This window comes from Streptococcus infantis (assembly GCF_047465185.1).
Lineage (GTDB): Bacteria > Bacillota > Bacilli > Lactobacillales > Streptococcaceae > Streptococcus > Streptococcus infantis_O.
This window is the reverse complement of the sequence record NZ_JASHAJ010000004.1, coordinates 53,790-78,097: the sequence shown is the minus strand read 5'-3', so window position 1 is coordinate 78,097 and position 24,308 is coordinate 53,790. Positions and strand designations below refer to the sequence as shown.

17 protein-coding genes and 1 pseudogene are annotated in these 24,308 nt (G+C 41.2%); 12 read left to right on the top strand and 6 right to left on the bottom strand.

Translation table 11 applies throughout. The features are described 5' to 3' along the window. The first annotated feature begins 83 nt into the window (after window positions 1-83). Both QM382_RS08290 and polA read left to right on the top strand, forming a co-directional pair. Entirely contained in the window at window positions 84-1,205 is a 1,122-nt protein-coding gene (locus QM382_RS08290; RefSeq protein WP_414272985.1) for an SH3 domain-containing protein, read from the top strand. 64 nt (window positions 1,206-1,269) lie between these two features. Continuing rightward, on the top strand, window positions 1,270-3,903 hold the full coding sequence (gene polA, locus QM382_RS08285) for a DNA polymerase I (protein ID WP_414272984.1): 2,634 nt from the start codon (window positions 1,270-1,272) through the stop codon (window positions 3,901-3,903). 104 nt (window positions 3,904-4,007) lie between these two features. Here the strand turns inward: polA and QM382_RS08280 are convergent, their stop codons facing one another. After that, a complete protein-coding gene (locus tag QM382_RS08280; protein ID WP_414272983.1) occupies window positions 4,008-5,456 on the bottom strand; it encodes an APC family permease in 1,449 nt (482 codons plus the stop codon). A gap of 428 nt (window positions 5,457-5,884) precedes the next feature. Further along, on the bottom strand, window positions 5,885-7,969 hold the full coding sequence (locus QM382_RS08275) for a GH92 family glycosyl hydrolase (protein WP_414272982.1): 2,085 nt from the start codon (window positions 7,967-7,969) through the stop codon (window positions 5,885-5,887). Between the two features lie 171 nt (window positions 7,970-8,140). On the opposite strand from QM382_RS08275, the gene QM382_RS08270 reads away from it, so the two are divergent. The 10 genes and pseudogenes from QM382_RS08270 (at window position 8,141) to QM382_RS08225 (ending at window position 21,136) form a co-directional block, all read left to right on the top strand. Next, window positions 8,141-9,421 (top strand): glycoside hydrolase family 125 protein, encoded by a 1,281-nt coding sequence (locus QM382_RS08270; protein ID WP_178895602.1) that lies wholly within the window; start codon window positions 8,141-8,143, stop codon window positions 9,419-9,421. Window positions 9,422-9,497: 76 nt separating this feature from the next. Continuing rightward, complete coding sequence (locus tag QM382_RS08265) at window positions 9,498-12,143, top strand: alpha-mannosidase (RefSeq protein WP_414272981.1); 2,646 nt, start codon at window positions 9,498-9,500, stop codon at window positions 12,141-12,143. Window positions 12,144-12,227: 84 nt separating this feature from the next. After that, window positions 12,228-13,097, top strand: a complete 870-nt coding sequence (locus QM382_RS08260) for an ROK family protein (protein WP_414272980.1) — start codon at window positions 12,228-12,230, stop codon at window positions 13,095-13,097. Beyond that, window positions 13,091-14,971: a beta-N-acetylhexosaminidase gene (locus QM382_RS08255; protein WP_414272979.1), complete on the top strand. Its 1,881-nt coding sequence runs from the start codon at window positions 13,091-13,093 to the stop codon at window positions 14,969-14,971. Before QM382_RS08260 ends, QM382_RS08255 begins: the two co-directional genes overlap by 7 nt. Window positions 14,972-15,180: 209 nt before the next feature. Beyond that, on the top strand, window positions 15,181-16,110 hold the full coding sequence (locus QM382_RS08250; protein ID WP_036756348.1) for an ABC transporter permease: 930 nt from the start codon (window positions 15,181-15,183) through the stop codon (window positions 16,108-16,110). A gap of 13 nt (window positions 16,111-16,123) precedes the next feature. Further along, window positions 16,124-17,044 (top strand): carbohydrate ABC transporter permease, encoded by a 921-nt coding sequence (locus QM382_RS08245; RefSeq protein ID WP_414272978.1) that lies wholly within the window; start codon window positions 16,124-16,126, stop codon window positions 17,042-17,044. A gap of 106 nt (window positions 17,045-17,150) precedes the next feature. Then, the gene (locus tag QM382_RS08240) at window positions 17,151-18,635 is read left to right on the top strand and encodes an ABC transporter substrate-binding protein (RefSeq protein WP_414272977.1); all 1,485 of its coding nucleotides are present in this window, start codon (window positions 17,151-17,153) and stop codon (window positions 18,633-18,635) included. A gap of 159 nt (window positions 18,636-18,794) precedes the next feature. After that, a pseudogene (locus tag QM382_RS08235) lies at window positions 18,795-19,010 on the top strand (CPBP family intramembrane glutamate endopeptidase); the annotation flags it as partial. A 160-nt stretch (window positions 19,011-19,170) separates the two neighbouring features. Next, window positions 19,171-20,157 (top strand): rhodanese-related sulfurtransferase, encoded by a 987-nt coding sequence (locus QM382_RS08230; RefSeq protein WP_414254574.1) that lies wholly within the window; start codon window positions 19,171-19,173, stop codon window positions 20,155-20,157. Window positions 20,158-20,278: 121 nt separating this feature from the next. Further along, window positions 20,279-21,136 (top strand): DUF4299 family protein, encoded by an 858-nt coding sequence (locus tag QM382_RS08225; protein ID WP_414272976.1) that lies wholly within the window; start codon window positions 20,279-20,281, stop codon window positions 21,134-21,136. A gap of 108 nt (window positions 21,137-21,244) precedes the next feature. On the opposite strand, the gene QM382_RS08220 is transcribed toward QM382_RS08225, so the two are convergent. The 4 genes from QM382_RS08220 to QM382_RS08205 all read right to left on the bottom strand — a co-directional run bounded on the left by QM382_RS08220 (window position 21,245) and on the right by QM382_RS08205 (window position 24,144). Then, window positions 21,245-22,249 (bottom strand): DUF6574 domain-containing protein, encoded by a 1,005-nt coding sequence (locus QM382_RS08220; protein WP_414272975.1) that lies wholly within the window; start codon window positions 22,247-22,249, stop codon window positions 21,245-21,247. Between the two features lie 87 nt (window positions 22,250-22,336). Continuing rightward, entirely contained in the window at window positions 22,337-23,245 is a 909-nt protein-coding gene (locus tag QM382_RS08215) for a DUF4097 family beta strand repeat-containing protein (RefSeq protein ID WP_414272974.1), read from the bottom strand. After that, window positions 23,238-23,831: a DUF1700 domain-containing protein gene (locus QM382_RS08210; protein WP_414272973.1), complete on the bottom strand. Its 594-nt coding sequence runs from the start codon at window positions 23,829-23,831 to the stop codon at window positions 23,238-23,240. The genes QM382_RS08215 and QM382_RS08210 overlap by 8 nt, the downstream gene beginning before the upstream one ends. Then, window positions 23,818-24,144, bottom strand: a complete 327-nt coding sequence (locus QM382_RS08205) for a PadR family transcriptional regulator (RefSeq protein WP_414272972.1) — start codon at window positions 24,142-24,144, stop codon at window positions 23,818-23,820. Before QM382_RS08205 ends, QM382_RS08210 begins: the two co-directional genes overlap by 14 nt. Window positions 24,145-24,308: the final 164 nt, after the last annotated feature.

Sequence of the window (24,308 nt, the reverse complement as noted above, 5' to 3'; positions counted from 1 at the left end):
GGAGTTTTCTCACTTTTTTCTTTTTCTTTCGAATGATATAAATGAGGTCAACCTCAAAAATTTATCTATTCGAAGGAGAATGAATGACATATAGTAAAAAGGGAACTCTTCTTAAGAGAACGACAGTGGGGACAGCTTCCCTACTGTTAGCAGGTGCTTTTTTGTTTGGTGGAGGAGCTGTTCATGCCAATCAGGCAAACAATGGCTCGCTGGCACGAGGAGATGATTACCCCTATTATTATAAAAATGGAAGTCAAGAAATTGATAAATGGCGTCTATACTCCAGACAGTGTACATCTTTCGCTGCCTTTCGTTTAAGTAGTGTCAATGGATTTGAACTACCAGCTGCTTATGGGCATGCGAAGGAATGGGGATACCGAGCTCAAAAAGAAGGATATCGTGTAGATCAGAGACCAGCGATTGGAGCTATTGCTTGGAGCACGAGGGGAACACATGGCCACGTAGCTTGGGTTTCTAACGTGATTGGAGACATGGTTGAAATCGAGGAGTACAATTACGATTATACAGAAACGTATTATCGTAGAATAGTAAAAGCAAGCTCTATGACTGGTTTCATTCATTTTAAAGATGTGGGGAATGCTAGTGTAGGAAATTATCAATCTGTACTAGCTTCTAGTGGAACTCATTACTTTACAGAAAAGGCAGCTATTATGAATCAGCCATCATTGACATCTACTATTATCGATTACTACGAACCTGGAATGAGTGTTCATTATGATCAAACTCTTGAAAAGGATGGCTATAGATGGATTAGTTATATTTCAAGAAGTGGGAACAGACGTTATATCCCCTTAATTAAAACAGTAACCTCGAAGAATGGATGGGAAAAACAGGGAACAATCTGGTACTACTATGAACATGGCAAAGTCGCACTTGGATGGAAAAAGATAAACGGCAGTTGGTACTATTTCCAAACTAATGGTTCAATGAGAACAGGTTGGCTAAAAGACGGTTCCAAGTGGTACTACTTGAAATCATCTGGAGAAATGCAGACAGGATGGTTGAAGGATAAGGGTATTTGGTATTATCTCGAAAGCTCGGGTGCTATGAAAGCTAGTCAGTGGTTCCAGGTTTCAGGGAAATATTATTACGTGAACGCATCTGGAGAATTGGCAGTAGATACGACTATCGATGGTTTCCAAGTTGATAGCAATGGTGCGCGAGTTGAAAAAACATCCCAATAAGCCTTGACCGATAATCTAACTCTTGGCAATGGTATTTTTCCCTGCTTTCCTTTATAATGGGTGTATGGACAAGAAAAAATTATTATTGATTGATGGATCTTCAGTTGCTTTCCGAGCATTTTTTGCACTTTACCAGCAGCTGGATCGTTTTAAAAATGACAATGGCCTACATACCAATGCAATCTACGGTTTTCACCTGATGCTAAATCACCTATTGGAACGTGTTCAGCCAAGCCATATTTTGGTTGCTTTTGATGCAGGGAAGACGACTTTCCGTACAGAGATGTATGCAGACTATAAGGGCGGTCGTGCTAAGACACCAGATGAGTTTCGGGAGCAATTCCCCTTCATTCGTGAGTTGCTAGACCATCTTGGAATTCGCCACTATGAGTTGGCTCAGTATGAGGCGGATGATATCATTGGAACTCTTGGTCGCTTGGCTGAAAAGGAATCTTTTGATGTAACAATCGTCAGTGGAGATAAAGACTTAATTCAGTTGACGGATGAACATACGGTAGTTGAGATTTCTAAGAAAGGTGTCGCCGAGTTTGAGGCCTTTACCCCAGAGTATCTCATGGAAAAGATGGGCCTCACACCAGCTCAGTTTATTGATCTTAAGGCCCTTATGGGGGATAAGTCTGATAATATCCCTGGGGTGACCAAGATTGGTGAAAAGACTGGTATTAAGCTCTTGTTAGAACACGGCTCACTCGAAGGTATTTATGAAAATATCGATGGCATGAAGGCTTCCAAGATGAAGAAAAATCTCGTAAATGACAAGGAACAGGCCTTTTTGTCTAAAACACTGGCAACTATTGATACCAAGGCGCCAATTGAGATAGGTCTAGATGACTTGGTTTATAGTGGTCCAAATGTAGAAAGTTTAGGTAAATTCTACGATGAGATGGGCTTCAAACAACTGAAACAGGCCTTGAATGCTTCTCAGACCAATCAAACTGAAGCATTGAACTTTACTATGGTTGATAAAGTGAGCGAAGATATGCTTAGCGCCGACTCCATTTTTCACTTTGAGCTCTTTGGGGAAAACTACCATACAGATGAATTGATTGGTTTTGCATGGTCATGTGGGGATCAGCTCTACGCTACAGATAAGTTGGAACTGCTGCAGAATCCGATTTTTAAAGATTTTCTAGAAAAAACACCTCTAAAAGTGTATGATTTTAAGAAAGCAAAAGTTCTCTTAAATCGTTTTAGTTTGACTTTGCAGGCCCCTGCTTTTGACAGTCGTTTAGCCAAATATCTTCTATCGACAGTAGAGAACAATGAAATTTCAACCATTGCTAGTCTTTATGGCCAAACTTACCTAGTCGATGATGAAACCTTCTACGGTAAAGGTGTCAAAAAAGCTATCCCAGAGCGAGAGAAATTCTTGGAACACTTGGCTCGTAAGGTTGCTGTATTGGTTGAGACGGAGCCTGTCTTACTTGAGAAATTAAGTGAAAACGGGCAACTAGACCTCCTCTATGACATGGAGCAACCTCTGGCCTTTGTCCTTGCTAAGATGGAAATCGCTGGGATTAAGGTTAAAAAAGAAACCTTAATGGAGATGCAAGCTGAAAATGAGCGGGTCATTGAAAAACTGACGCAAGAAATTTATGAGCTGGCTGGTGAAGAGTTTAATATCAATTCACCCAAGCAATTAGGAGAACTACTCTTTGAAAAGTTAGGTCTTCCTCTAGAATATACTAAGAAAACCAAGACCGGTTACTCGACAGCAGTAGATGTCTTGGAGCGTCTAGCTCCTATTGCACCAATTGTCAAGAAAATTCTTGATTACCGTCAGATTGCTAAGATTCAATCTACTTATGTGATTGGTTTACAGGACTGGATTTTAGCTGATGGCAAGATTCACACGCGCTATGTACAGGATTTGACTCAGACAGGGCGTTTGTCTAGTGTCGATCCAAACTTGCAAAATATTCCTGTTCGGTTGGAACAAGGTCGCCTCATTCGTAAGGCTTTTGTACCAGAGTGGGAAGATAGTGTCCTTCTCAGTTCGGACTATTCACAGATTGAGTTGCGAGTTTTAGCCCATATCTCTAAAGATGAGCACTTAATCAAGGCCTTTCAAGAGGGGGCTGACATCCATACCTCAACAGCTATGCGGGTTTTTGGAATTGAGCGTCCCGAGGATGTGACTCCAAACGACCGTCGTAATGCCAAGGCTGTCAACTTTGGAGTGGTTTACGGAATTTCAGACTTTGGTTTATCCAATAACCTAGGTATCAGCCGTAAAGAGGCTAAAGCATACATTGACACTTACTTTGAACGCTTCCCTGGTATCAAAAATTACATGGATGAAGTCGTTCGTGAGGCGCGTGATAAGGGTTATGTAGAGACTCTCTTCAAACGTCGTCGTGAGTTGCCAGATATCAATTCGCGTAACTTTAACATTCGTGGTTTTGCAGAGCGTACAGCTATCAACTCACCTATCCAAGGATCGGCTGCAGATATTCTCAAAATCGCTATGATTCAGCTAGATAAAGCCTTGCTAGCAGGTGGTTATCAAACCAAGATGCTGTTACAAGTACACGATGAAATTGTTCTTGAGGTGCCTAAGTCAGAATTGATAGTTATTAAAAATCTTGTCAAACAAACTATGGAAGAAGCCATTCAACTCAGTGTGCCACTGATTGCTGACGAAAATGAAGGTGTAACTTGGTACGAAGCTAAGTAGAAAATAGATTATCAAACAAAAAAATCCCCTTGAACAATATGGTTCAAAGGGGATTTTTCTTTCAGGAAAAGACAAAAGCGAAACTATCTAGCTAATAGTAGAATTTATTTGCTTTGTTTCTTTTGTTCTTTTTTGGCAAGTACTGGTAGAATCACACCTAATCCAATCAGAATAATTGGTGTTAAGATGTTTGTAAGAAGAGAGAATTGCCAAGCAGTTGGATTTTCAGCATAGCTAATTTTTGGAACCATACCTAGGATACAAGCAAAGGCTGTAAAGAGGAAGCACCAAGTACCGATAATAAAGCCAAGTTTAGGATTGTTCACAAACTTGTATTCGGCATTTTTGTATGTCTTCCAAGCGCGATTGAGCATCATATAGGCAAGGAATACCCAGAGGTAACGCATCGGCATCACGATAGAATTGAGGTTGGTCATCCATTTTACAAGTCCATCAATTTCTTGAATACCAAAAATTGGAAGGATGATGATGAGACTAACGAGGACGCCTGTAAGGAGGTAGCCGTTAATGAGGACACCTTTTTCAGTACGTTTTCGAAGCCAGCTTGGGATGTAGTTTTCATCAGCGTTATTGAGAAGGATTTGTAATGGTGCGTCAATAGAGAAAGCAAGCGCCGCGATTTGTCCGACCATATTTGTAAGAGCGTAGATCACGACAAAGAGGTTTCCAACTCCCCAAGAATTTCCTAACATTTGGAAGGCTTGATAAGCACCATTACGCATGAGGTCTTCAGGGATATTATTGCCATCAAATAGCATTCCCATTGCAACTGATCCGAGGATAGCAGAGAGACCGACCATGATGGCCATTACAATCATACCTTTTGGAAATTCTTTTGCAGGGTTGCGGGTTTGATTGACATATGGGGAAATTTTTTCACAACCACCAACTGCAAAGACTAGTAGTGAGATTGTTGTAAAATAAGAAAAATCAAAGTTTGGAATGTAGGTGCTTAGTTGATCCATGTGTGGTGTCGCAAACTGGATGTCTGGTTTAATGAAAGGCAGACCGACAGCCAAAAGCACGAAGAGTAGAGACATAACCAACATAGCACTTCCTGCCAAGCTACCAATGACTTTTAGAGTTGCCAATCCTTTTGTAGAAAGGTAGAGGAAAAGTCCAAAAATTAGCAAGCAGAGAATAACGATCCAGTGGATGTCGATTTGTTTAAGAAATTGTCCGTTACCTTGTAAGGCCCAACCAAGCGGAATTAGAATTCCTTGAGGTTTTTGTGCGAGGTAAGGGATATGCACAACCCAGTAGGTCCAAGCGGCAAAGTAGGCTAGACGTTTGGTTGATGTTTTTTCAACCCAGTCACTAACACCACTTCCGCTTTCCTTAAAGGTAGAGCCTAGTTGTCCGACAATGAGGGAATAAGGGATAAAGTAGAGTGCGAGGATTAAAACCCAAGATACGACGACTGAAATTCCCTGTTGAGAATAGTTGTTGACGACGTTTCCTAGCCCCCAAACCATGTTGAAAGCGATCAGAGAAACCATCAGCCAATTAAGTTGGTGTTGATCTTTTTTCATAATGTCTCCTTTTCTGATAATTTCAGTTTATCATGTTTTTTTGAAAGCGCCTAACAAAATTTGAAATTTACTATAAAAAATGTAAAGGATAACTAACAGATAGGGAATAGGCCTTGTTGGTTGAGAAAAAGATTATCCACAACTTGTGGATAACTCAAGGTATCAACAACAACTGTCTCTTTATAATTTTAATAGGAAAAAGAGAGACGAAATTTATAGAATAGGAAACAAATCAATCTTCTATAAACCTTGTTAGGACAAGGTTTATAGACTTTATTCTCTTGCACATCCTATGAACTTGGATTGGAAAGATATTTTGGAAAATCTTGAAAATATTTTCCGAAGAAAGTTTGAAGGTTATTCACAGTTTGTGGATAACTTTATATGGATAAGAAAACCCCTTTGCGTCTGACAAAGGGGTTAGGTTATTAATGCTTTAGCAACCAGCTGAGGGCAAAGTCAAGAGTCTTGGCATTGAGCAGTTCCTGATGGCTGATGCTTTGTTTTTCTTTCCCATCCAGTCGGCAGTCTTTTACAAAATAGAAGTGTTCATGATTTTGCTGAGTACGAATATCCAACCACTGCTCTTTTTCTGCAAGATAGACACGAAGGTGGTCAAAGAGTGGAATTCCAAGGTCATAGTTTGCTTTTCCTGGACAGGTTGGGTAAAGCCCAAGAGCAGACCAGACATACCAAGCTGATAGACTACCGTTATCCTCGTCTCCTGGATAAGCATCCCAGCCAGATCGAAAGGCTTTTTGACGAAGGGTCTTGATTAAGAGACTGGTATATTGAGAATAATTACTGTAGCGGAAAAGGTAAGGGATGTGGAAACTTGGTTGGTTTGAAATGGCTAGTTGACCAAATGGCGCTGTTGCCATTTCGCTCATTTCATGGATTTCATAACCATAGCCGGTCGTTTCAAAGAGAGGGAGACTTTGACAAGTTTTCAAAAGATAGTTGCTAAAGGCTTCTTTTCCTCCCATTAGTTGGCTAAGTCCAGAAATATCATGTAAGACACCGAGACTGGCTTGAACGGCTGAACACTCAGCGTAGTCACGACCCCAACTATAAGGAGAAAAGTCAGGACGGAAGTTGCCATCTACATCACGCGCCCTCATGTAGCCTGTTTCAGGGTCAAATAGATTTTGATAATTCTTAGAATATTGGGAATAAGTTTGTGCTAGTTCTTCTTGACCCAATTTTGCTGCGCAGGTAGAGATGCAAAAATCACTATAAGCATAGTCCAGTGTATGACTGACACTTTCATGATAATCTGTGGATAGGTAGCCAAGTTCTTGGTATTGAGCAAGACCGTGTCGCCCGTTGACAGCTTTTGGATCTGCCTTGGTCGCAGTTTCAATCATGGCTTTGAGAAATTCTTCTTCAAGTTCAGGTGCCATGCCTTTACAAGCGCTATCTGCAATAAGACCATCAATCAAAGTACCAGGCATCATTCCTCGTTCGTCAGGAGCAAGCCACTTAGGGAGATAGCCAGTGTCGCGGTAGCTATTAAGGAAACCCTCAAGAAATTGGTGATAGTATTCCGGAATAATCAAGGCAAAGAGTGGGAAAGAAGTGCGGAAGGTATCCCAAAAACCATTATTAGTATAGAGCAGACCAGGCTTGATAGTTCCTGAAGCAAGGCCCATATGAATATTCTCGCCCTGCTCATTCACCTCATAAAATGTTTGCGGGAAGAGGAAAAGCCTGTAGAGGCAGTGGTCAAAAAATGTTCGGTCTACTGAGCCGGTTTCTACGACATCAAAACGACCTAGAAGGTCTTCCCAACTTTCTTTGGCGTTTGTTTTCGTCTCTTCAAAATTCTGTTTAGGAAGATTAAAGAGAGCTTGTTCTTTGGAAATAAAAGAAGTTGCCAGTTGAACTTGAGCTTCCGCTCCAGCCAAGTCAATACGCCAGTCTTGCCCCTCTTGATTGATAGATTCAATATCCTTAGAGAATGAGAGGGCCGTGAACATGACGAGGGGGTTTTTATTGGTTTCAGTTTCACCTTCTTGCCTCAGGGCCAGAGTTTTCTTATCCACTTGTTCTACTGTCAGTTCATCTGCGGCGTGAAGATAGAGGGACAGGGCTTTTCCTTGTGTTTGTCTTAGTTGAATAGAGGCTCCATAGCAAGTCGGTGTGAGCTGGGTTTCAATCTGGTAACGTTCAGAAAAAGTTCTGAGATAATGGGGATTGAAAATGGCACGCTCCAAGTTATAGGAAGACTGACGATGGAAGAGCGTGTCACCGCTGATTTCTCCTGTAACAGGAGTCAGTAGTAACCAAGAATAATCTCCAATCCAAGGACTAGGCTGGTGGGTCAGTCGAACACCCTGAAATATGGGAAGATGGGGATCAAAAAACCAAGATCCTTCCTGATCACTAGTTTGTGGAACAAAGTAATTCATGCCAAAAGGCACTCCAGTGTAAGGTAGGGTGTTTCCTCGTGAAAATGCATGTTTACTGGCTGTTCCAAAACGCGTATCAATGGTTTCAAGTATAGGTTTCATAGTGGTTCCTTAGTTAGTTTTTTACATTATATCAGAAAAAGGAGACTTTTAGAAAATGACTTTCAAATATAACAATTTTGTAGAATAATGACTAACATTTGTGTATATATTTTCTGGACTAAAAGCTATATACTGAAAATGAAAATTTGTTTGAAAGAGGCAAAATAGTTTATGGTTTATTCAAAAGAAATTGTTAGAGAGTGGCTAGATGAGGTAGCGGAGCGTGCTAAAGATCATCCGGAATGGGTGGATGTCTTTGAACGTTGCTACACAGACACTTTAGACAATACAGTTGAAATCTTAGAAGACGGCTCGACCTTTGTGCTAACCGGGGATATTCCAGCTATGTGGCTTCGGGACTCGACTGCTCAGCTTAGACCATACCTTCATGTGGCAAAAAGAGACCCTCGTTTGCGCCAGACCATTGCTGGCTTGGTTAAACGCCAGATGGCTTTGATTCTCAAGGATCCCTATGCCAACTCTTTCAATATTGAGGAGAACTGGAAGGGTCATCACGAGACAGACCATACAGACCTCAATGGCTGGATTTGGGAACGTAAGTATGAAGTGGATTCGCTTTGCTATCCCTTGCAATTGGCTTATCTCCTTTGGAAGGAAACTGGTGAGACGAGTCAATTTGATGAAATCTTTGTCACCGCGGCCAAGGAAATCCTTCATCTTTGGACGGTGGAGCAAGATCACAATAATTCACCATACCGTTTCGTTCGTGACACTGATCGCAAGGAGGATACCTTGGTAAATGATGGATTTGGTCCTGACTTTGCCGTGACAGGAATGACCTGGTCAGCCTTCCGTCCAAGTGATGACTGCTGTCAGTATAGCTACTTGATTCCGTCGAATATGTTTGCAGTGGTTGTCTTGGGTTATGTCCAAGAAATCTTTGCAGAATTGACTCTAGCCGATAGCGAAAGTATTATTGCTGATGCCAAACGCCTCCAAACTGAGATTCAAGAAGGGATCGAAAATTACGCCTACACTACAAATAGTAAGGGTGAAAAGATTTATGCCTTTGAGGTAGACGGTCTAGGAAATGCTAGCATCATGGACGATCCTAACGTGCCAAGTTTGTTGGCTGCTCCATATCTTGGTTACTGTGATGTCAATGACGAAGTGTATCAAGCCACTCGTCGCACTATTCTGAGCCCTGAAAATCCATACTTCTACCAAGGAGAATACGCTAGTGGACTCGGAAGTTCACATACCTTCTACCGCTATATCTGGCCGATTGCTCTATCTATCCAAGGATTGACAACGACGGATAAGGCGGAGAAAAAACATTTGCTAGATCAACTCGTTGCCTGCGATGGTGGAACAGGTGTCATGCACGAAAGCTTCCACGTAGACGATCCGACTCTCTACTCTCGTGAATGGTTCTCATGGGCCAACATGATGTTCTGCGAATTGGTCTTGGATTACTTGGATATTCGTTAATGAGCTATCGCTCAACAGATTCTTGTAAAGAATCACAAATCTATTTTTAAATTTAAGTTAGAATGAGGTTTTACTCATGGAAAATGTTGTTGTACATATCATCTCTCACAGTCACTGGGATCGTGAGTGGTATCTACCTTTTGAAAGTCACCGGATGCAATTGGTGGAACTTTTTGACAATCTTTTTGATCTTTTTGAAAATGATCCTGAGTTCAAGAGTTTCCACCTGGATGGACAAACCATCGTCCTCGATGACTATTTAGAAATTCGTCCTGAAAACCGTGACAAGGTGCAGCGTTATATCGACGAAGGCAAGCTCAAGATTGGACCATTCTACATCTTGCAGGATGATTACCTGATTTCAAGTGAAGCCAATGTCCGCAATACCTTGATTGGCCAAGCTGAATGTGCTAAATGGGGCAAATCTACTCAAATTGGTTACTTCCCAGATACCTTTGGAAATATGGGGCAGGCTCCTCAAATCCTTCAAAAATCAGGGATTCACGTAGCAGCCTTTGGTCGCGGTGTCAAGCCAATCGGATTTGACAATCAAGTCCTTGAAGATGAACAGTTTACCTCTCAATTTTCTGAGATGTACTGGAAAGGGGTTGATGGTAGCCGTGTACTCGGCATTCTTTTTGCTAACTGGTACAGTAACGGGAATGAAATTCCAGTGGATAAAGACGAAGCCTTGACTTTCTGGAAGCAAAAATTAGCAGACGTCCGTGATTATGCATCGACCAACCAATGGTTGATGATGAACGGCTGTGACCACCAGCCTGTTCAGAGAAATCTGAGCGAAGCCATTCGCGTGGCAAACGAACTCTTCCCTGACGTGACCTTTATTCATAGCTCATTTGACGAATATGTCCAAGCACTGGAAAGTGCCCTTCCTGAACAATTATCAACGGTCACAGGTGAGTTGACTAGCCAGGAAACGGATGGCTGGTACACTCTTGCCAATACTTCTTCTTCACGCGTTTACCTCAAACAAGCCTTCCAAGAAAATAGCAACTTGTTAGAGCAGGTCGTGGAACCATTAACCATTATCACTGGTGGACATAACCACAAGGATCAATTGACCTATGCTTGGAAAGTACTTCTGCAAAATGCACCGCACGATAGTATCTGCGGCTGTAGTATTGACGAAGTTCACCGTGAAATGGAAACTCGTTTTGCAAAGGTTAATCAAGTCGGGAATTTTGTTAAGAGTAATCTTCTTAACGAATGGAAGGCTAAATTAGCTACTCAAAATGCTGAGAGCGATCACCCCTTTACCGTTGTCAACACAACTTTACATGACAAGGTTGATACAGTTAGTGTTGTAGTGGATGTTGTGACTTGTGATTTTAAAGAATTGCATCCGACTGAAGGTTACAAGAAGATGGCAGCCGTGACCTTGCCAGATTACCATGTTGAAGATTTGGATGGCCATGTCCTTGAAGCCAAGATTGAAGACTTGGGAGCAAGTTTTGGCTATACTTTGCCTAAGGATAAATTCCGCCAACCATATATTGCACGCCAAGTGCGCGTGACAATCCCAGTCCACCTTGCTCCGCTTTCTTGGGCAAGCTTCCAATTGGTCGAAGGTCAAGTAGAATACAGAGATGGTATTTACCAAAATGGAGTCATTGATACACCATTCGTAACAGTGAGTGTAGATGAAGGAATTACACTCTACGACAAGACTACTAACGAAGCCTACGAAGATTTCATCCAATTCGAGGACCGTGGAGATATTGGTAACGAGTACATTTACTTCCAGCCGAAAGGAACTGAGCCAATCTACGCTCAGCTGAAAGGTTATGAAGTCTTAGAAAACAATGCTCGCTATGCCAAAATCTTGCTCAAACATGACTTGACTATCCCAGTTAGCGCAGATGAAAAATTGGATGCAGAACAAAGAGGTATCATCGAGTTCATGAAACGAGATGCAGGTCGTTCAGAAGAGTTGACAACCATTCCTCTTGAAACAGAAATGACTGTCTTTGTGGACAATCCACAGATTCGTTTTAAAACTCGCTTTACCAATACAGCCAAAGACCACCGCATCCGTCTCTTGGTCAAAACTCATAACACTCGTCCAAGCAATGATTCTGAAAGCATTTATGAAGTTGTGACAAGACCAAATAAACCGGCAGCTTCTTGGGAAAATCCTGAAAATCCACAACACCAACAAGCTTTTGTTAGCTTGTATGATGATGTTAAAGGAGTGACCGTATCCAATAAAGGATTGCACGAATACGAAATCCTTGGAGACGACACCATGGCTGTAACCCTTCTCCGTGCTTCTGGTGAGCTAGGTGACTGGGGCTACTTCCCAACTCCGGAAGCTCAGTGCTTGCGTGATATCGAAGTTGAATTTGCAGTAGAATGTCACCAAGCAGGGGAACGCTTCTCAGCTTTCCGTCGTGCCAAAGCCTTCCAGGTGCCATTTACAGCTCTTCAAGTTGCAAAACAAGAGGGTAGCGTTGCAGCAACGGGTAGCCTCTTTAACCATCCGGCACTGAACTTGCCACAAGTCTGCCCAACAGCCTTTAAGGTAGCTGAGAATGAAGAAGGTTATGTCCTCCGTTACTACAATATGAGTCAAGAAAATATCAGTGTGTCTGAAAAACAACAAACCATTCTTGACTTGTTGGAACGCCCATACCCAGTCCATTCAGGACTATTGGCACCACAGGAAATTCGTACAGAACTCATTCAAAAAGAAGAAATTTAATTTCAAAAAGTAAACATAAACAGAAAGGAGGAGCGAAAAAGTAAGAAACAACTGCTGATTCGCTCCTTTTTGCAGGTGAAAGCAATGACCATTGCAACGATTGATATCGGAGGGACTGGCATTAAGTTTGCTAGTCTAACTCCTGATGGAAAGATTTTAGATAAGACCAGCACCCCAACTCCAGAAACTCTAGAAGATTTGTTGGCTTGGTTGGACCAATGCTTATCAGAACAGGACTATCGTGGGATTGCTATGAGTGTTCCAGGAGCGGTCAATCAAGAAACAGGTGTGATTGAGGGAATTAGTGCCATTCCTTATATCCATGGTTTTTCATGGTATGAGACCCTTGCTCATCACCAACTCCCTGTCCATCTAGAAAATGATGCCAACTGTGTTGGACTTAGTGAACTGCTGGCTCATCCTGAGATTGAAAATGCAGCTTGTGTTGTCATTGGCACAGGGATTGGCGGGGCCATGATTATCAATGGCAAAATTCACCGTGGTCGCCATGGCTTGGGTGGAGAGTTTGGTTACATGACTACTATCGAACCAGCAGAAAAACTCAATAACTGGTCACAACTAGCTTCTACAGGAAACATGGTTCGCTACGTAATTGAAAAATCAGGTCAGTCAGACTGGGATGGCCGAAAGGTTTACCAAGAGGCGGCAGCCGGCAATACTCTTTGCCAGGAAGCTATTGAGCGGATGAATCGTAATCTAGCTCAAGGACTGCTCAATATCCAGTACCTGATTGATCCAGATGTGATTAGCCTAGGTGGCTCTATCAGTCAGAACCCAGATTTTATCAAAGGGGTGCAAAAAGCAGTAGACACCTTTGTGGAAAGATATGAAGAATATACAATTGCGCCAGTGATCCAAGCTTGCACCTATCAGGCAGATGCCAATCTCTACGGTGCCCTTGTCAACTGGTTACAGGAGGAAAACCAATGGTAAGTTTTACAGGACTTAGTTCCAAACAAGCGCAAGCTATCGAAGTATTAAAAAGTCACATTTCTCTATCAGATGTAGAGGTGGCAGTCGCTCAATCTGACCAAGCTTCTATCTCTATCAAGGGTGATAAGGGGCAGTATCAACTGACCTACCGTAAACCTCATCAACTCTACCGTGCTTTATCTGTGCTAGCAACAGCTTTAGCAGAAGGGGACAAGGTAGAGATTGAAGAGCAGGCGGCCTATGAAGATTTAGCCTATATGGCGGACTGTTCGCGAAATGCCGTGATAAATGTCGCATCTGCCAAACAGATGATTGAAGTCTTGGCTCTCATGGGTTATTCAACCTTTGAGCTCTATATGGAAGACACCTATCAGATTGAGGGGCAACCTTACTTTGGTTATTTCCGTGGAGCGTATTCAGCTGAAGAGTTACAGGAAATTGAAGCATACGCCCAGCAGTTTGACATGACCTTTGTCCCATGCATCCAGACCTTGGCTCACTTATCTGCCTTTGTCAAATGGGGTGTTAAAGAAGTCCAGCAACTCCGCGATGTAGAGGATATTCTCCTCATCGGTGAAGAAAAAGTCTACGATCTGATTGACGGTATGTTTGCTACTTTGTCTAAACTACAAACACGCAAGGTCAATATCGGCATGGACGAAGCCCACTTGGTTGGTTTGGGACGCTATCTCATCTTAAACGGTGTTGTGGACCGTAGCCTCCTCATGTGCCAACATTTGGAGCGCGTGCTGGATATTGCAGACAAGTATGGTTTCCACTGCCAGATGTGGAGCGATATGTTCTTCAAACTCATGTCAGCAGATGGCCAGTACGACCGTGATGTCGAAATCCCAGAGGAAACACGCGTTTATCTTGACCGTCTAAAAGACCGTGTGACCTTGGTTTACTGGGATTATTATCAGGATAGCGAAGAAAAATACAATCGTAACTTCGGTAATCACCACAAGATTAGCCAGGATATTGCCTTTGCAGGTGGTGCTTGGAAGTGGATTGGTTTTACACCACACAACCATTTCAGTCATCTGATCGCTGTCGAAGCTAACAAAGCCTGCCGTGCTAATCAGATCAAGGAAGTCATTGTGACTGGTTGGGGAGATAATGGTGGTGAAACAGCTCAGTTCTCTATTCTGCCAAGCTTGCAAATCTGGGCAGAACTCAGCTACCGAAATGATTTAGAGCATTTGTCTGCTCACTTCAAGACCAATACAGGTCTATCCGTTGAGGACTTTATGCAGCTTGATTTGGCCAACCTCTTGCCAGATCTACCAGACAATCTCAGCGGGATCAACCCCAACCGCTATGTCTTTTACCAGGATGTTCTCTGCCCAATTCTTGATAAGCACATGACTCCTGAACAGGACAAGCCTCACTTTGCCCAGGCAGCTGAGACTCTTTCTGACATTAAAGAAAAAGCTGGAGTCTACGCCTATCTTTTCGAAACTCAGGCCCAGTTGAATGCTATTTTAAGTGGCAAGGTGGATGTGGGCCGACGCATTCGTCAAGCCTATCAAAAAGGTGATAAAGAGAGCTTGCAACAAATTGCTAGGGAAGAATTACCAAAATTAAGAAGCCAGATTGAAACCTTCCACAAGCTCTTTAGCCAGCAATGGTTGAAAGAAAACAAGGTCTTTGGTTTGGATACAGTAGATATCCGTATGGGTGGACTCTTGCAACGGATCAAGCGTGCAGAAAGTCGTATTGAAGACTATCTAGCTGGTTCTATCTCACGTATCGATGAGTTGGAAGTAGAGATCTTGCCATTTAATGATTTTTACGGTGACAAGGACTTTGCAGCTACGACAGCCAATCAGTGGCATACCATTGCGACAGCATCTACTATTTATACAACATAAAGATTAGAACACCCTGCATGAATCAGGGTGTTTCTCGTGAAACACACATCTCATATAAAAAAGTTCTCCACATAAAATAATTTGTGGAGTTTTTTCTATAATTTGTAGTTTAAACTGTCCTAAAAATAAGAGTATACTATTTTTGTAAACGTTATCAAGACTAAAATGTGAGATTATGAAGTTTTAGAAAAATAAAAGGGGAGGAAATTATGAATAAGTTTTCAAAAACTTTAAGAGATAATTGGATTTTTCTCTTAATGGTTTTACCAGGAACAATTTGGTTGATTTTATTCTTCTACATTCCAGTTTTTGGGAATGTGGTTGCCTTCAAAGACTACCATATGACTGGTGAAGGATTCGTCCACAGTATTATAAATAGTAGATGGGTCGGACTAGATAACTTTAAATTCTTGTTTAGTTCCAAGGATGCCTTTGTCATCACTCGAAACACTGTCCTTTACAACCTTGGATTTATCTTTATCGGTTTAATTGTATCAGTTGGTATTGCCATTATCCTTAGTGAACTTCGCTCTAAGCAAATGGTTAAAATCTACCAAACATCTATGTTGTTCCCTTACTTCCTATCTTGGGTTATCATCAGTTTCTTTACAGATGCTTTCCTAAACATCGATAAAGGGCTTATCAACCACACCTTAGAAGCCCTTGGAATGAAGGGTATTAACTTCTACGCTGATGTCAGTATCTGGCCTTACCTTCTTCTTTTCCTAGGTATCTGGAAAGGCTTTGGATATAGTAGTGTGATGTACTACGCAACTATCATGGGTATTGACCCGACTTACTACGAAGCAGCGACAGTGGACGGTGCTAGCAAATGGCAACGTATCCGTAACGTAACCATCCCTCAGTTGACACCGCTTGTGACAGTATTGACCATCCTTGCAGTCGGAAACATCTTCCGTGCAGACTTCGGTCTCTTCTACCAAATCCCTCACAACGCTGGTCAGCTCTATAGTGTAACAAACGTATTGGACGTCTATGTCTTTAACGGATTGACTCAGACAGCAGATATCGGTATGGCTTCAGCAGCCGGTCTCTATCAGTCAGTCGTCGGTTTGATTCTCGTTATCCTATCAAACTTACTTGCAAGACGTGTTGATCCTAACTCAGCACTATTCTAGAAAGGAGGAGCATATGGCAAAAAAAATTCAAAAAGAAAAAATTGATAATGTTGGCATACACTCCTTCAGCAAAAAGGCAGATATCTTCTTTAGTATCATATCTGGTTTGCTGGCCTTCTCTTGTATCTTGCCTTTCATCTTCGTAATCATTATTTCAGTTACAGACGAAAAGAGTATTGTTCAATATGGATATAGTTTCTTCCCTTCCAAGTTTGGTGTAGATGGATTCCAATTCTTGGCTCAGTTTAAAGACAAAATCTTACAAGCGCTTTTTATCTCAGCCTTCGTAACAGTTGTTGGAACGTTGACAAACGTATTTATCACAACTACATACGCATATGCCATCTCTCGTACAACATTTAAGTATCGTAAATTCTTTACAGTCTTCGCTCTTCTTAGTATGTTGTTCAATGCTGGTTTGGTACCAGGCTACATCGTGGTAACTCAGTTGCTTCACCTTGGTGATACCATTTGGGCCTTGATTGTTCCAATGCTTCTATCACCTTTCAACATCATGTTGATGCGTTCCTTCTTCAAGAAGACCATCCCAGAAGCAATCCTCGAATCAGCTCGTATCGATGGTGCCAGCGAGGCTCGGATCTTCTTCCAAATCTGTTTACCACTCTCTCTTCCAGGGATTGCGACTATCACACTTTTGACAGCACTTGGATTCTGGAACGACTGGTTCAATGCCCTTCTTTACATCAAGAGTGATAACTTGTATCCATTACAATATTTGCTCATGCAAATTCAAAACAACATGGATTACATTGCTAAGTCAGTTGGGATGTCAGGACAACTTGCAGTTGCCCTACCAAAAGAAACAGGACGTATGGCTATGGTTGTAGTTGCGACTGTTCCGATTGCGATTCTCTATCCTTTCTTCCAACGCTACTTTGTAAAAGGTTTAACTATCGGTGGTGTTAAAGAATAAGAGACGCTGAGAAACAAGCTTTCTCTACCCTATCTAACTTTTCTATGTTGAAAAGTAGATCACTAAAATTGTTTTAAATTTAAAAATAAAAAAAGGAGTTTTTATCATGAAAAACTGGAAAAAATATGCTTTTGCATCTGCTAGCCTTGTCGCTTTAGCTGCTAGCCTCGCTGCTTGTGGAAACCTTAAAGGTAACAACCAAAAAGCTGCTGACTCAGCTTCAGGTGACAAAACTGTTATCAAAATGTACCAAATCGGTGACAAACCAGATAACTTGGATGAGTTGCTAGAAAATGCAAACAAAATCATCGGAGAAAAAGTTGGTGCTAAATTAGATATCCAATACCTTGGATGGGGTGACTACGGTAAGAAAATGTCAGTTATCACTTCATCAGGTGAAAACTATGATATCGCATTTGCAGATAACTACGTTGTAAACGCTCAAAAAGGTGCTTATGCTGACTTGACAGAATTGTACAAGAAAGAAGGAGCTGACCTTTACAAAGCGCTTGACCCAGCTTACATCAAAGGTAACACAATAAACGGTAAAATTTATGCAGTTCCAGTTGCAGCCAACGTTGCATCTTCACAAAACTTTGCTTTCAATGGCCCACTTCTTGAAAAATATGGAATCGATATCTCAGGTGTAACTTCATACGAAACACTTGAACCAGTATTGAAACAAATCAAAGAAAAAGCTCCAGATGTAATGCCTTTCGCTGTTGGTAAAAACTTTATCCCATCAGAAAACTTTGACTATCCAGTTGCAAATGGTCTTCCATTTGTCATCGACCTTGAAGGCGACACTACTAAGATCGTAAACCGTTACGAAGTTCCTCGTTTCGTAGAACACTTGAAGACTCTTCACAAATTCTATGAAGCAGGATACATTCCAAAAGACGTAGCAACAAGTGAAACTTCATATGACCTTACTCAAGATACTTGGTTTGTTCGTGAAGAAACAGTAGGACCAGCTGACTACGGTAGCAGCTTGCTTTCTCGTGTTGCTAACAGAGACATCCAAATCAAACCATTTACTAACTTCATCAAGAAAAACCAAACAACTCAAGTTGCAAACTTTGTAATCTCAAACAACTCTAAGAACAAAGAAAAAGCAATGGAAGTGTTGAACCTCTTGAACACTAACCCAGAACTCTTGAACGGACTTGTTTATGGACCAGAAGGCAAGAACTGGGAAAAAGTAGCAGGTAAAGAAAACCGTGTTAAAGTCCTTGATGGATACAAAGGAAACACTCACATGTCAGGATGGAACACTGGTAACAACTGGATCCTTTACATCAACGAAAACGTTACAGATGAACAAATTGCACAATCTAAGAAAGACTTGGAAACTGCAAAAGAATCTCCAGCGCTTGGATTCATCTTCAACACTGACAACGTGAAATCTGAAATCTCAGCTATCACTAACACTATGCAACAATTCGATACAGCTATCAACACTGGTACTGTAGACCCAGAAAAAGCTATTCCAGAATTGATGGAAAAACTTAAATCTGAAGGTGCTTACCAAAAAGTATTGGATGAAATGCAAAAACAATACGACGAATTCTTGAAAAACAAAAAATCTTAAGAACAATTGATTTCGTGTATTCATTCCTAAAAGATGCAATCACTGCCTTGTCTGGATTTTTCCAGACGGGGTGGTGATTCTTTTTTTGAGTAAATACATATAATTATCTGTATTTGAAAGCCAGGCATTTGCCGTACAAGTAGCGTTGGTAATAGGTACATGAAAAAATACCATCTTATTTTCAAAATTAGTGCAATCTTATCCTACTTACATATTTTTCGTATATGGACTTTCTCAGCTAACACTTATAATCCAAAACTATTGGCAATTTTCTTCTCAAATTGGAAATTTTTTCTGGATTCGAAATCTTATAAGTCTTGTCTTTTTTGGATCATGATAGGTATTTTAGTCAAGACAGGCCATGGAGATCTTTTTGTTAACTTTTCTTCATCGAATATTTAATTAAAACAAGATCTGAAAATGAGTCTTGTTTTTTATTTTTCGGTCAAATAAATTGCATTCGCTTTCTTGAGGGAGTATACTGGTATAGTTGAATGAAAAATTCTGATAATTTAATCTTAGAAAAGAGAATCTTATGGCAAAACCTATTCGTGTTTTACTTTACTATAAATATGTTCCAATCGAAAACGCAGAACAATTTGCGGCTGACCACTTGGCTTTCTGTAAGTCTATTGGCCTCAAGGGCCGTATCCTAGTGGCTGACGAAGGGATCAACGGAACTGTTTCTGGTGACTACGAAACAACGCAAAAATACATGGACTACGTTCACAGCCTTCCAGGGATGGAAGACCTCTGGTTCAAGATTGATGAAGAAGAAGAGCAAGCTTTCAAGAAGATGTTTGTTCGCTACAAAAAGGAAATCGTCCACCTTGGTTTAGAGGATGATAACTTTGATAACGACATCAATCCTCTTGAAACAACAGGTGCTTACTTGTCACCAAAAGAATTTAAAGAAGCCCTCTTAGATGAAGATACAGTGGTCCTTGATACTCGTAATGACTATGAGTACGACCTTGGACACTTCCGTGGGGCTATCCGTCCAGACATCCGCAACTTCCGTGAATTGCCACAATGGGTTCGTGATAACAAGGAAAAATTCATGGATAAACGTGTCGTAGTATACTGTACAGGTGGCGTCCGCTGTGAGAAATTCTCAGGTTGGATGGTCCGTGAAGGCTACAAAGATGTCGGTCAATTGCATGGAGGAATTGCGACTTATGGGAAAGATCCAGAAGTTCAAGGGGAACTTTGGGATGGGAAAATGTATGTCTTTGATGAACGTATTGCAGTCGATGTCAACCATGTCAATCCAACCATTGTAGGGAAAGATTGGTTTGATGGCACACCGTGCGAACGCTATGTAAACTGTGGTAATCCTTTCTGTAACCGCCGTATCTTGGCATCAGAAGACAACGAAGATAAATATCTCCGTGGCTGCTCGCACGAGTGCCGTGTTCACCCACGTAATCGCTATGTTTTAGAACATGAATTGACGCAAGACCAAGTCATCGAGCGTTTAGCAGCGATTGGTGAGAACTTGGATCATTCTGAAGTTGTATAAAAGTCAGACAGTCCTTAGGGGCTGTTTTTCTATGCTTTTGACCAAAAAATCTTAAATTTGTTTCTGCATCTTTCAGGAAAATGGTGTATACTATATGTAAACGATTTCAAAGGAGACCATTATGGTGAAGACATTTTTTATTCCAAATAAACAAAGTATTTTAGGACAACAGGAGATTCTTACGGCCAAATCAATTTTAGGCTTAGTAGAAGGCCTAGAGTCGCATAGTTATGATGCTGTCTACCTCCGTCAACCTCTCAATCGCCTTGAGTATATCGAGTGTGGAATCGTAGGTAAGTCTCAATTTCTCTTTAAAGTTCGATATCTAGATGCTCAAAAAGGCTATCAAGTCATCATTCCTGACTTGATTACAAGAGCTGATTGGGAGATTGTAGAAGGGCTCTTGCGGGCTTTGTCTAGCAAGGTTGGTGAAGCAGTTGAAGGCTTGGCAGACTTTGACTTGGAAAACTATTTCCAAGAAACTGTCAAGAGCTATCTAGCGGATAAGGCTGCTCGTATGGCCTTCTGCCAAGGAATTCTTTCACCTGTTTACTTTGATAAGAAGGATTTAGAGAGTTTCCTAGAAGAAGATGGATTGACACGTTTTGAAGAGTTAGTCAAGAAGGTTCAAGGTTCAGATGCTTACCCTGCCAGCGCAAAATTTTATCCAGATGGAGAAGGTAAGGTTCATGGTATCTACCACCTAGCTCAGGGGGTAAAAACCATTTTGCCAAAAGAACCGGTGATTCCGGCTCCTTACGTTGAGCAATTAGTAGGCAAGGAACTTATTTGGGAGATTGATTTGGTAAAAATCTCTGGAGATGGTTCAAAACCAGAAGATTATGAAGCGATAGCAAGACTGGATTATCAAGCCTTCTTAGAAGCTCTTCCAAAAGAACTTTGTCAGGATTTGGATGCTAACCAAGTAGAAGTAGGCCCTGTTTCAGGGGAAGATTTTGAGAACTTAGTAAAAAGGTAACTAGAGGCATAAATGAAAGATATTAGTTTTAAATAATGTGAAAAGGCAGATCGTTTGATCTGCTTTTTGTGGCACAAAAAAATCCTGTCAGAGTGACAGGATTTTATCTTACATAAAAGCAAGGATTCGAAGATAGTCAAAAACAAGAGCCATTTCTGCTAGAAAGAAGAGAAATAGAACACCACCGTTGACTAGGAAGGCTAATAGAAGGCGATAGAAGGGATCGGTTTGACTATTCTTGCTGGGTCTTGAGATGATGTAGAGATTGGCCAAGAGAGTCAGACCAATGCTAATCAAGCAAAGCAATACTGCAAATCGTAGACCATTAAAAAGAGCGAAGAAACTAGCAATACCTGTCAAGAGAACTGGGATAGCCAAGAGTCTGCTATGTGCTTGAAAGGCTCTTTCTAATGTCCAATCACTGTCCTGGTCGACAAAACGTTTGACTACAAATCCACCCATGAGAATTGAAAAGAAGAAGAGACTTGTCGCTACTAGGATGGAGAAGACCGAGAAGAGATTGAGAGACGGGAGTTGTTCCATGAAGTGAGCATCGATGCTTGCCATACGACCATAGTAGCCTTGTTTGGCGTGATAAACTATAAAGAGAAAACTTGTAGCAGAAAAGATAGTTAGTAGCGCAAAGGCATTATAACTATGTTTTTTATCTGAACCAATGCTTGCTGTTGGCTCTTTGAGAGCACCTTGTAACCAGACCCAAAAATCAGCCAATTCTTCTTTGAAGATTGCAGTTTTTGTAGGGACAGGATCTGGGACAAATGGACTTTCCAAAGATTTGCTAGGCTGAGCTGTTTCCTTAACGGGTTTTTCTGCTTGGTCTGTCTTTGTTGCCAGTTCTTCTTGTTCTTCAGTCTCTACAGGTTCTTCTGACTTGTCTGTCTTTGCAACGATTTCTTCGTGTTCGTCACTCTCTACTTTCTCTAGGTCAGCTTCTTGTTCTTCGGGATTGGCTTGAAGACTTTCTTCAACCACTGGCAACTCTTCTTTTTCTTTTAACTCTTCTTGAGGAATGACTGGGTCAGATGGGTTATCTTTTTTCTCATTGTTGGCTGTTTTCTCGAAATCAGCACTTTCGAACCATTCTTGAGTCATAATAGACCTCCTTTTTTTGATTAATTTTTGAGTAGTAACTACTAGTTGTCTTTATTCATGATTTCTATAAGAAAGCAAGCGATCTTATTATGGGAAATAGATACTTTGATTTGATTTTGCAACTAGGAGATCTTGCGTATCTTTTTTTTCTGTTTTGTAAGGGTTCGCTAATGCTTCACCTTTACTACCTCCCGTATGTATGTCACGTCGATCTCGATGCCAGCGATAGATATCACCATGTTCAGCAGAGAACTCAACATTGATTCGCTCAAGTTCCTTTTGGGATAACTCGAGTGAGATATCTTTTCTTGCCTCGAATTCCACTCGACCATGCACTTGGATATCGTCTGCAGTGATATGTTGATGATCTGCTTGGATGCGGCTATCTGTTAGACTGGTTTCAAATACATTGACAATGCCAGTTGTGATCAGTTGGCTATTTTTAATCTCGCTATCAGTGATACGAAGAAGATAGCCATTTGACAGAATCTTGGCATTGCTGACTTTTGCATTAGCAATTGAAAGGATACGATGGTCGACCTGAGCTGTTAGATTTTTTAAGTCTTTTCCTCTTGGTAATGAGAGAACAACTTCATCATTGCGGCTAGAAATTCCGCTTGCGATAAAGAGGATACCTTCGACACTAGAACCTATAGAGCGACGTGTAGTTGATTTGGTATCAGTTATTTCAAGACTTTTCTCTTTGATAGAGTGTTGAAGATTTTCTTTTTCAGAGATGGTTGGATGATACTGGATGTGAATCTTATCATCGTTTGACTCCGTAATGACGAGCGAATGTTGTGTCAGTGAGATGTTTAGATTTTCAATATCTTGATCAAAAACGAGCTCTTCCATTCGACTTTCAAATACTGGATTTTGAGACATTGCAAGGAGGCTTCTGACACCATCTGTTTGGATACCGATGATCATCATGGAAAACCCAATGATACTGGTGACAACACCGAAGATAAGAAATCCTTTTGCCCATTTACGCATGTCTTTCACCTCTCTTTCCTCTATTAAGAATCCATTGGATGAGTCGAAGGACTAGTAATCCAAAGAAACGTGTTACGTAAAAAGTGGCTAGTAAGACTAGGGATGAAGCTCCGATCGCAAGTAAACCACCACCAAAAATCAGCACAAAAGCAGATGTCGATTCAGCCAGAATGTAGAAGCTTTCAAATAGGAGAACAGCTCCGAGAACCATCCCAGCTGCTGAAACAGCAAAGAAGGCAATAAGTACACTAACCGCAGCGATAAAAATGCCGATGATAGCCATGAGAAGACCAATTCCGACTGGAATCCCAATAGGTGCAGCCAGAAGTGCGAGGATTGCGATTTGTAAAACCTGACGGTTGTTCTTATTGGAATTTTCTTCGTTGATTTTCTTATCAAGAAGTGTAGTCAGGATGTCATGGGCAGCCTCTTTTGGACTACCGAGACTAGCTATGAGTTCTTCCTCACCTTCTGGACCAGCATCATCAAAGAGTTCTTTGAAGTAGTCCATGGCTTCGATACGATCAGATTGAGGAAGCTTCATCAGATAGGCTTCAAGCTGATTCAAATATTCAGTTCTTGTCATGGCGAACGCTCCCTTCTATGATGCCGTTGATCGTGTCAGTGTAGAGTGTCCATTCTTCTCGAAGGACAAGCAATTGTTCCTCTCCAATCTCTGTTAAGGAGTAGTATTTCCGCATCCGACCTTGGTATTCGCGAGAGTATGTAGTCAGGTAGCGGTTGGTATCCAGTTTTTTCAAGATGGGGTAGAGGGTAGATTCCTTGATTTTGGCAATGAGTTTAATTGTTTGACTAATTTCATAACCATAGGAATCCCCTTGTTCTAGGATGGCCAAGATGAGAAATTCAATCAAGGCCGCTGATGTCGGAAAATACATGGGGCACCTCCTTTTTAGTATATAAAAATTTTATATATAATTATTCTACACATACATCATACATCTAAATGTAAGCCCTGTCAAGCAATATGTATAAAATTTTTACATATAAAAAACCTTCTAGTGAAAACTAGAAGATTAGAGGTTGTTTTGCATTACTTTGA

What these genes read in the sequence shown, in the direction of transcription:
- QM382_RS08280 (WP_414272983.1), bottom strand. Translation starts at nt 5,456, where the DNA reads ATGAAAAAAGATCAACACCAACTTAATTGGCTGATGGTTTCTCTGATC.
- QM382_RS08205 (WP_414272972.1), bottom strand. Translation starts at nt 24,144, where the DNA reads ATGTATTTTCCGACATCAGCGGCCTTGATTGAATTTCTCATCTTGGCC.
- QM382_RS08290 (WP_414272985.1), top strand. Translation starts at nt 84, where the DNA reads ATGACATATAGTAAAAAGGGAACTCTTCTTAAGAGAACGACAGTGGGG.
- QM382_RS08240 (WP_414272977.1), top strand. Translation starts at nt 17,151, where the DNA reads ATGAAAAACTGGAAAAAATATGCTTTTGCATCTGCTAGCCTTGTCGCT.
- QM382_RS08210 (WP_414272973.1), bottom strand. Translation starts at nt 23,831, where the DNA reads ATGACAAGAACTGAATATTTGAATCAGCTTGAAGCCTATCTGATGAAG.
- QM382_RS08245 (WP_414272978.1), top strand. Translation starts at nt 16,124, where the DNA reads ATGGCAAAAAAAATTCAAAAAGAAAAAATTGATAATGTTGGCATACAC.
- QM382_RS08230 (WP_414254574.1), top strand. Translation starts at nt 19,171, where the DNA reads ATGGCAAAACCTATTCGTGTTTTACTTTACTATAAATATGTTCCAATC.
- QM382_RS08270 (WP_178895602.1), top strand. Translation starts at nt 8,141, where the DNA reads ATGGTTTATTCAAAAGAAATTGTTAGAGAGTGGCTAGATGAGGTAGCG.
- QM382_RS08215 (WP_414272974.1), bottom strand. Translation starts at nt 23,245, where the DNA reads ATGCGTAAATGGGCAAAAGGATTTCTTATCTTCGGTGTTGTCACCAGT.
- QM382_RS08265 (WP_414272981.1), top strand. Translation starts at nt 9,498, where the DNA reads ATGGAAAATGTTGTTGTACATATCATCTCTCACAGTCACTGGGATCGT.
- QM382_RS08260 (WP_414272980.1), top strand. Translation starts at nt 12,228, where the DNA reads ATGACCATTGCAACGATTGATATCGGAGGGACTGGCATTAAGTTTGCT.
- QM382_RS08275 (WP_414272982.1), bottom strand. Translation starts at nt 7,969, where the DNA reads ATGAAACCTATACTTGAAACCATTGATACGCGTTTTGGAACAGCCAGT.
- polA (WP_414272984.1), top strand. Translation starts at nt 1,270, where the DNA reads ATGGACAAGAAAAAATTATTATTGATTGATGGATCTTCAGTTGCTTTC.
- QM382_RS08225 (WP_414272976.1), top strand. Translation starts at nt 20,279, where the DNA reads ATGGTGAAGACATTTTTTATTCCAAATAAACAAAGTATTTTAGGACAA.
- QM382_RS08250 (WP_036756348.1), top strand. Translation starts at nt 15,181, where the DNA reads ATGAATAAGTTTTCAAAAACTTTAAGAGATAATTGGATTTTTCTCTTA.
- QM382_RS08220 (WP_414272975.1), bottom strand. Translation starts at nt 22,249, where the DNA reads ATGACTCAAGAATGGTTCGAAAGTGCTGATTTCGAGAAAACAGCCAAC.
- QM382_RS08255 (WP_414272979.1), top strand. Translation starts at nt 13,091, where the DNA reads ATGGTAAGTTTTACAGGACTTAGTTCCAAACAAGCGCAAGCTATCGAA.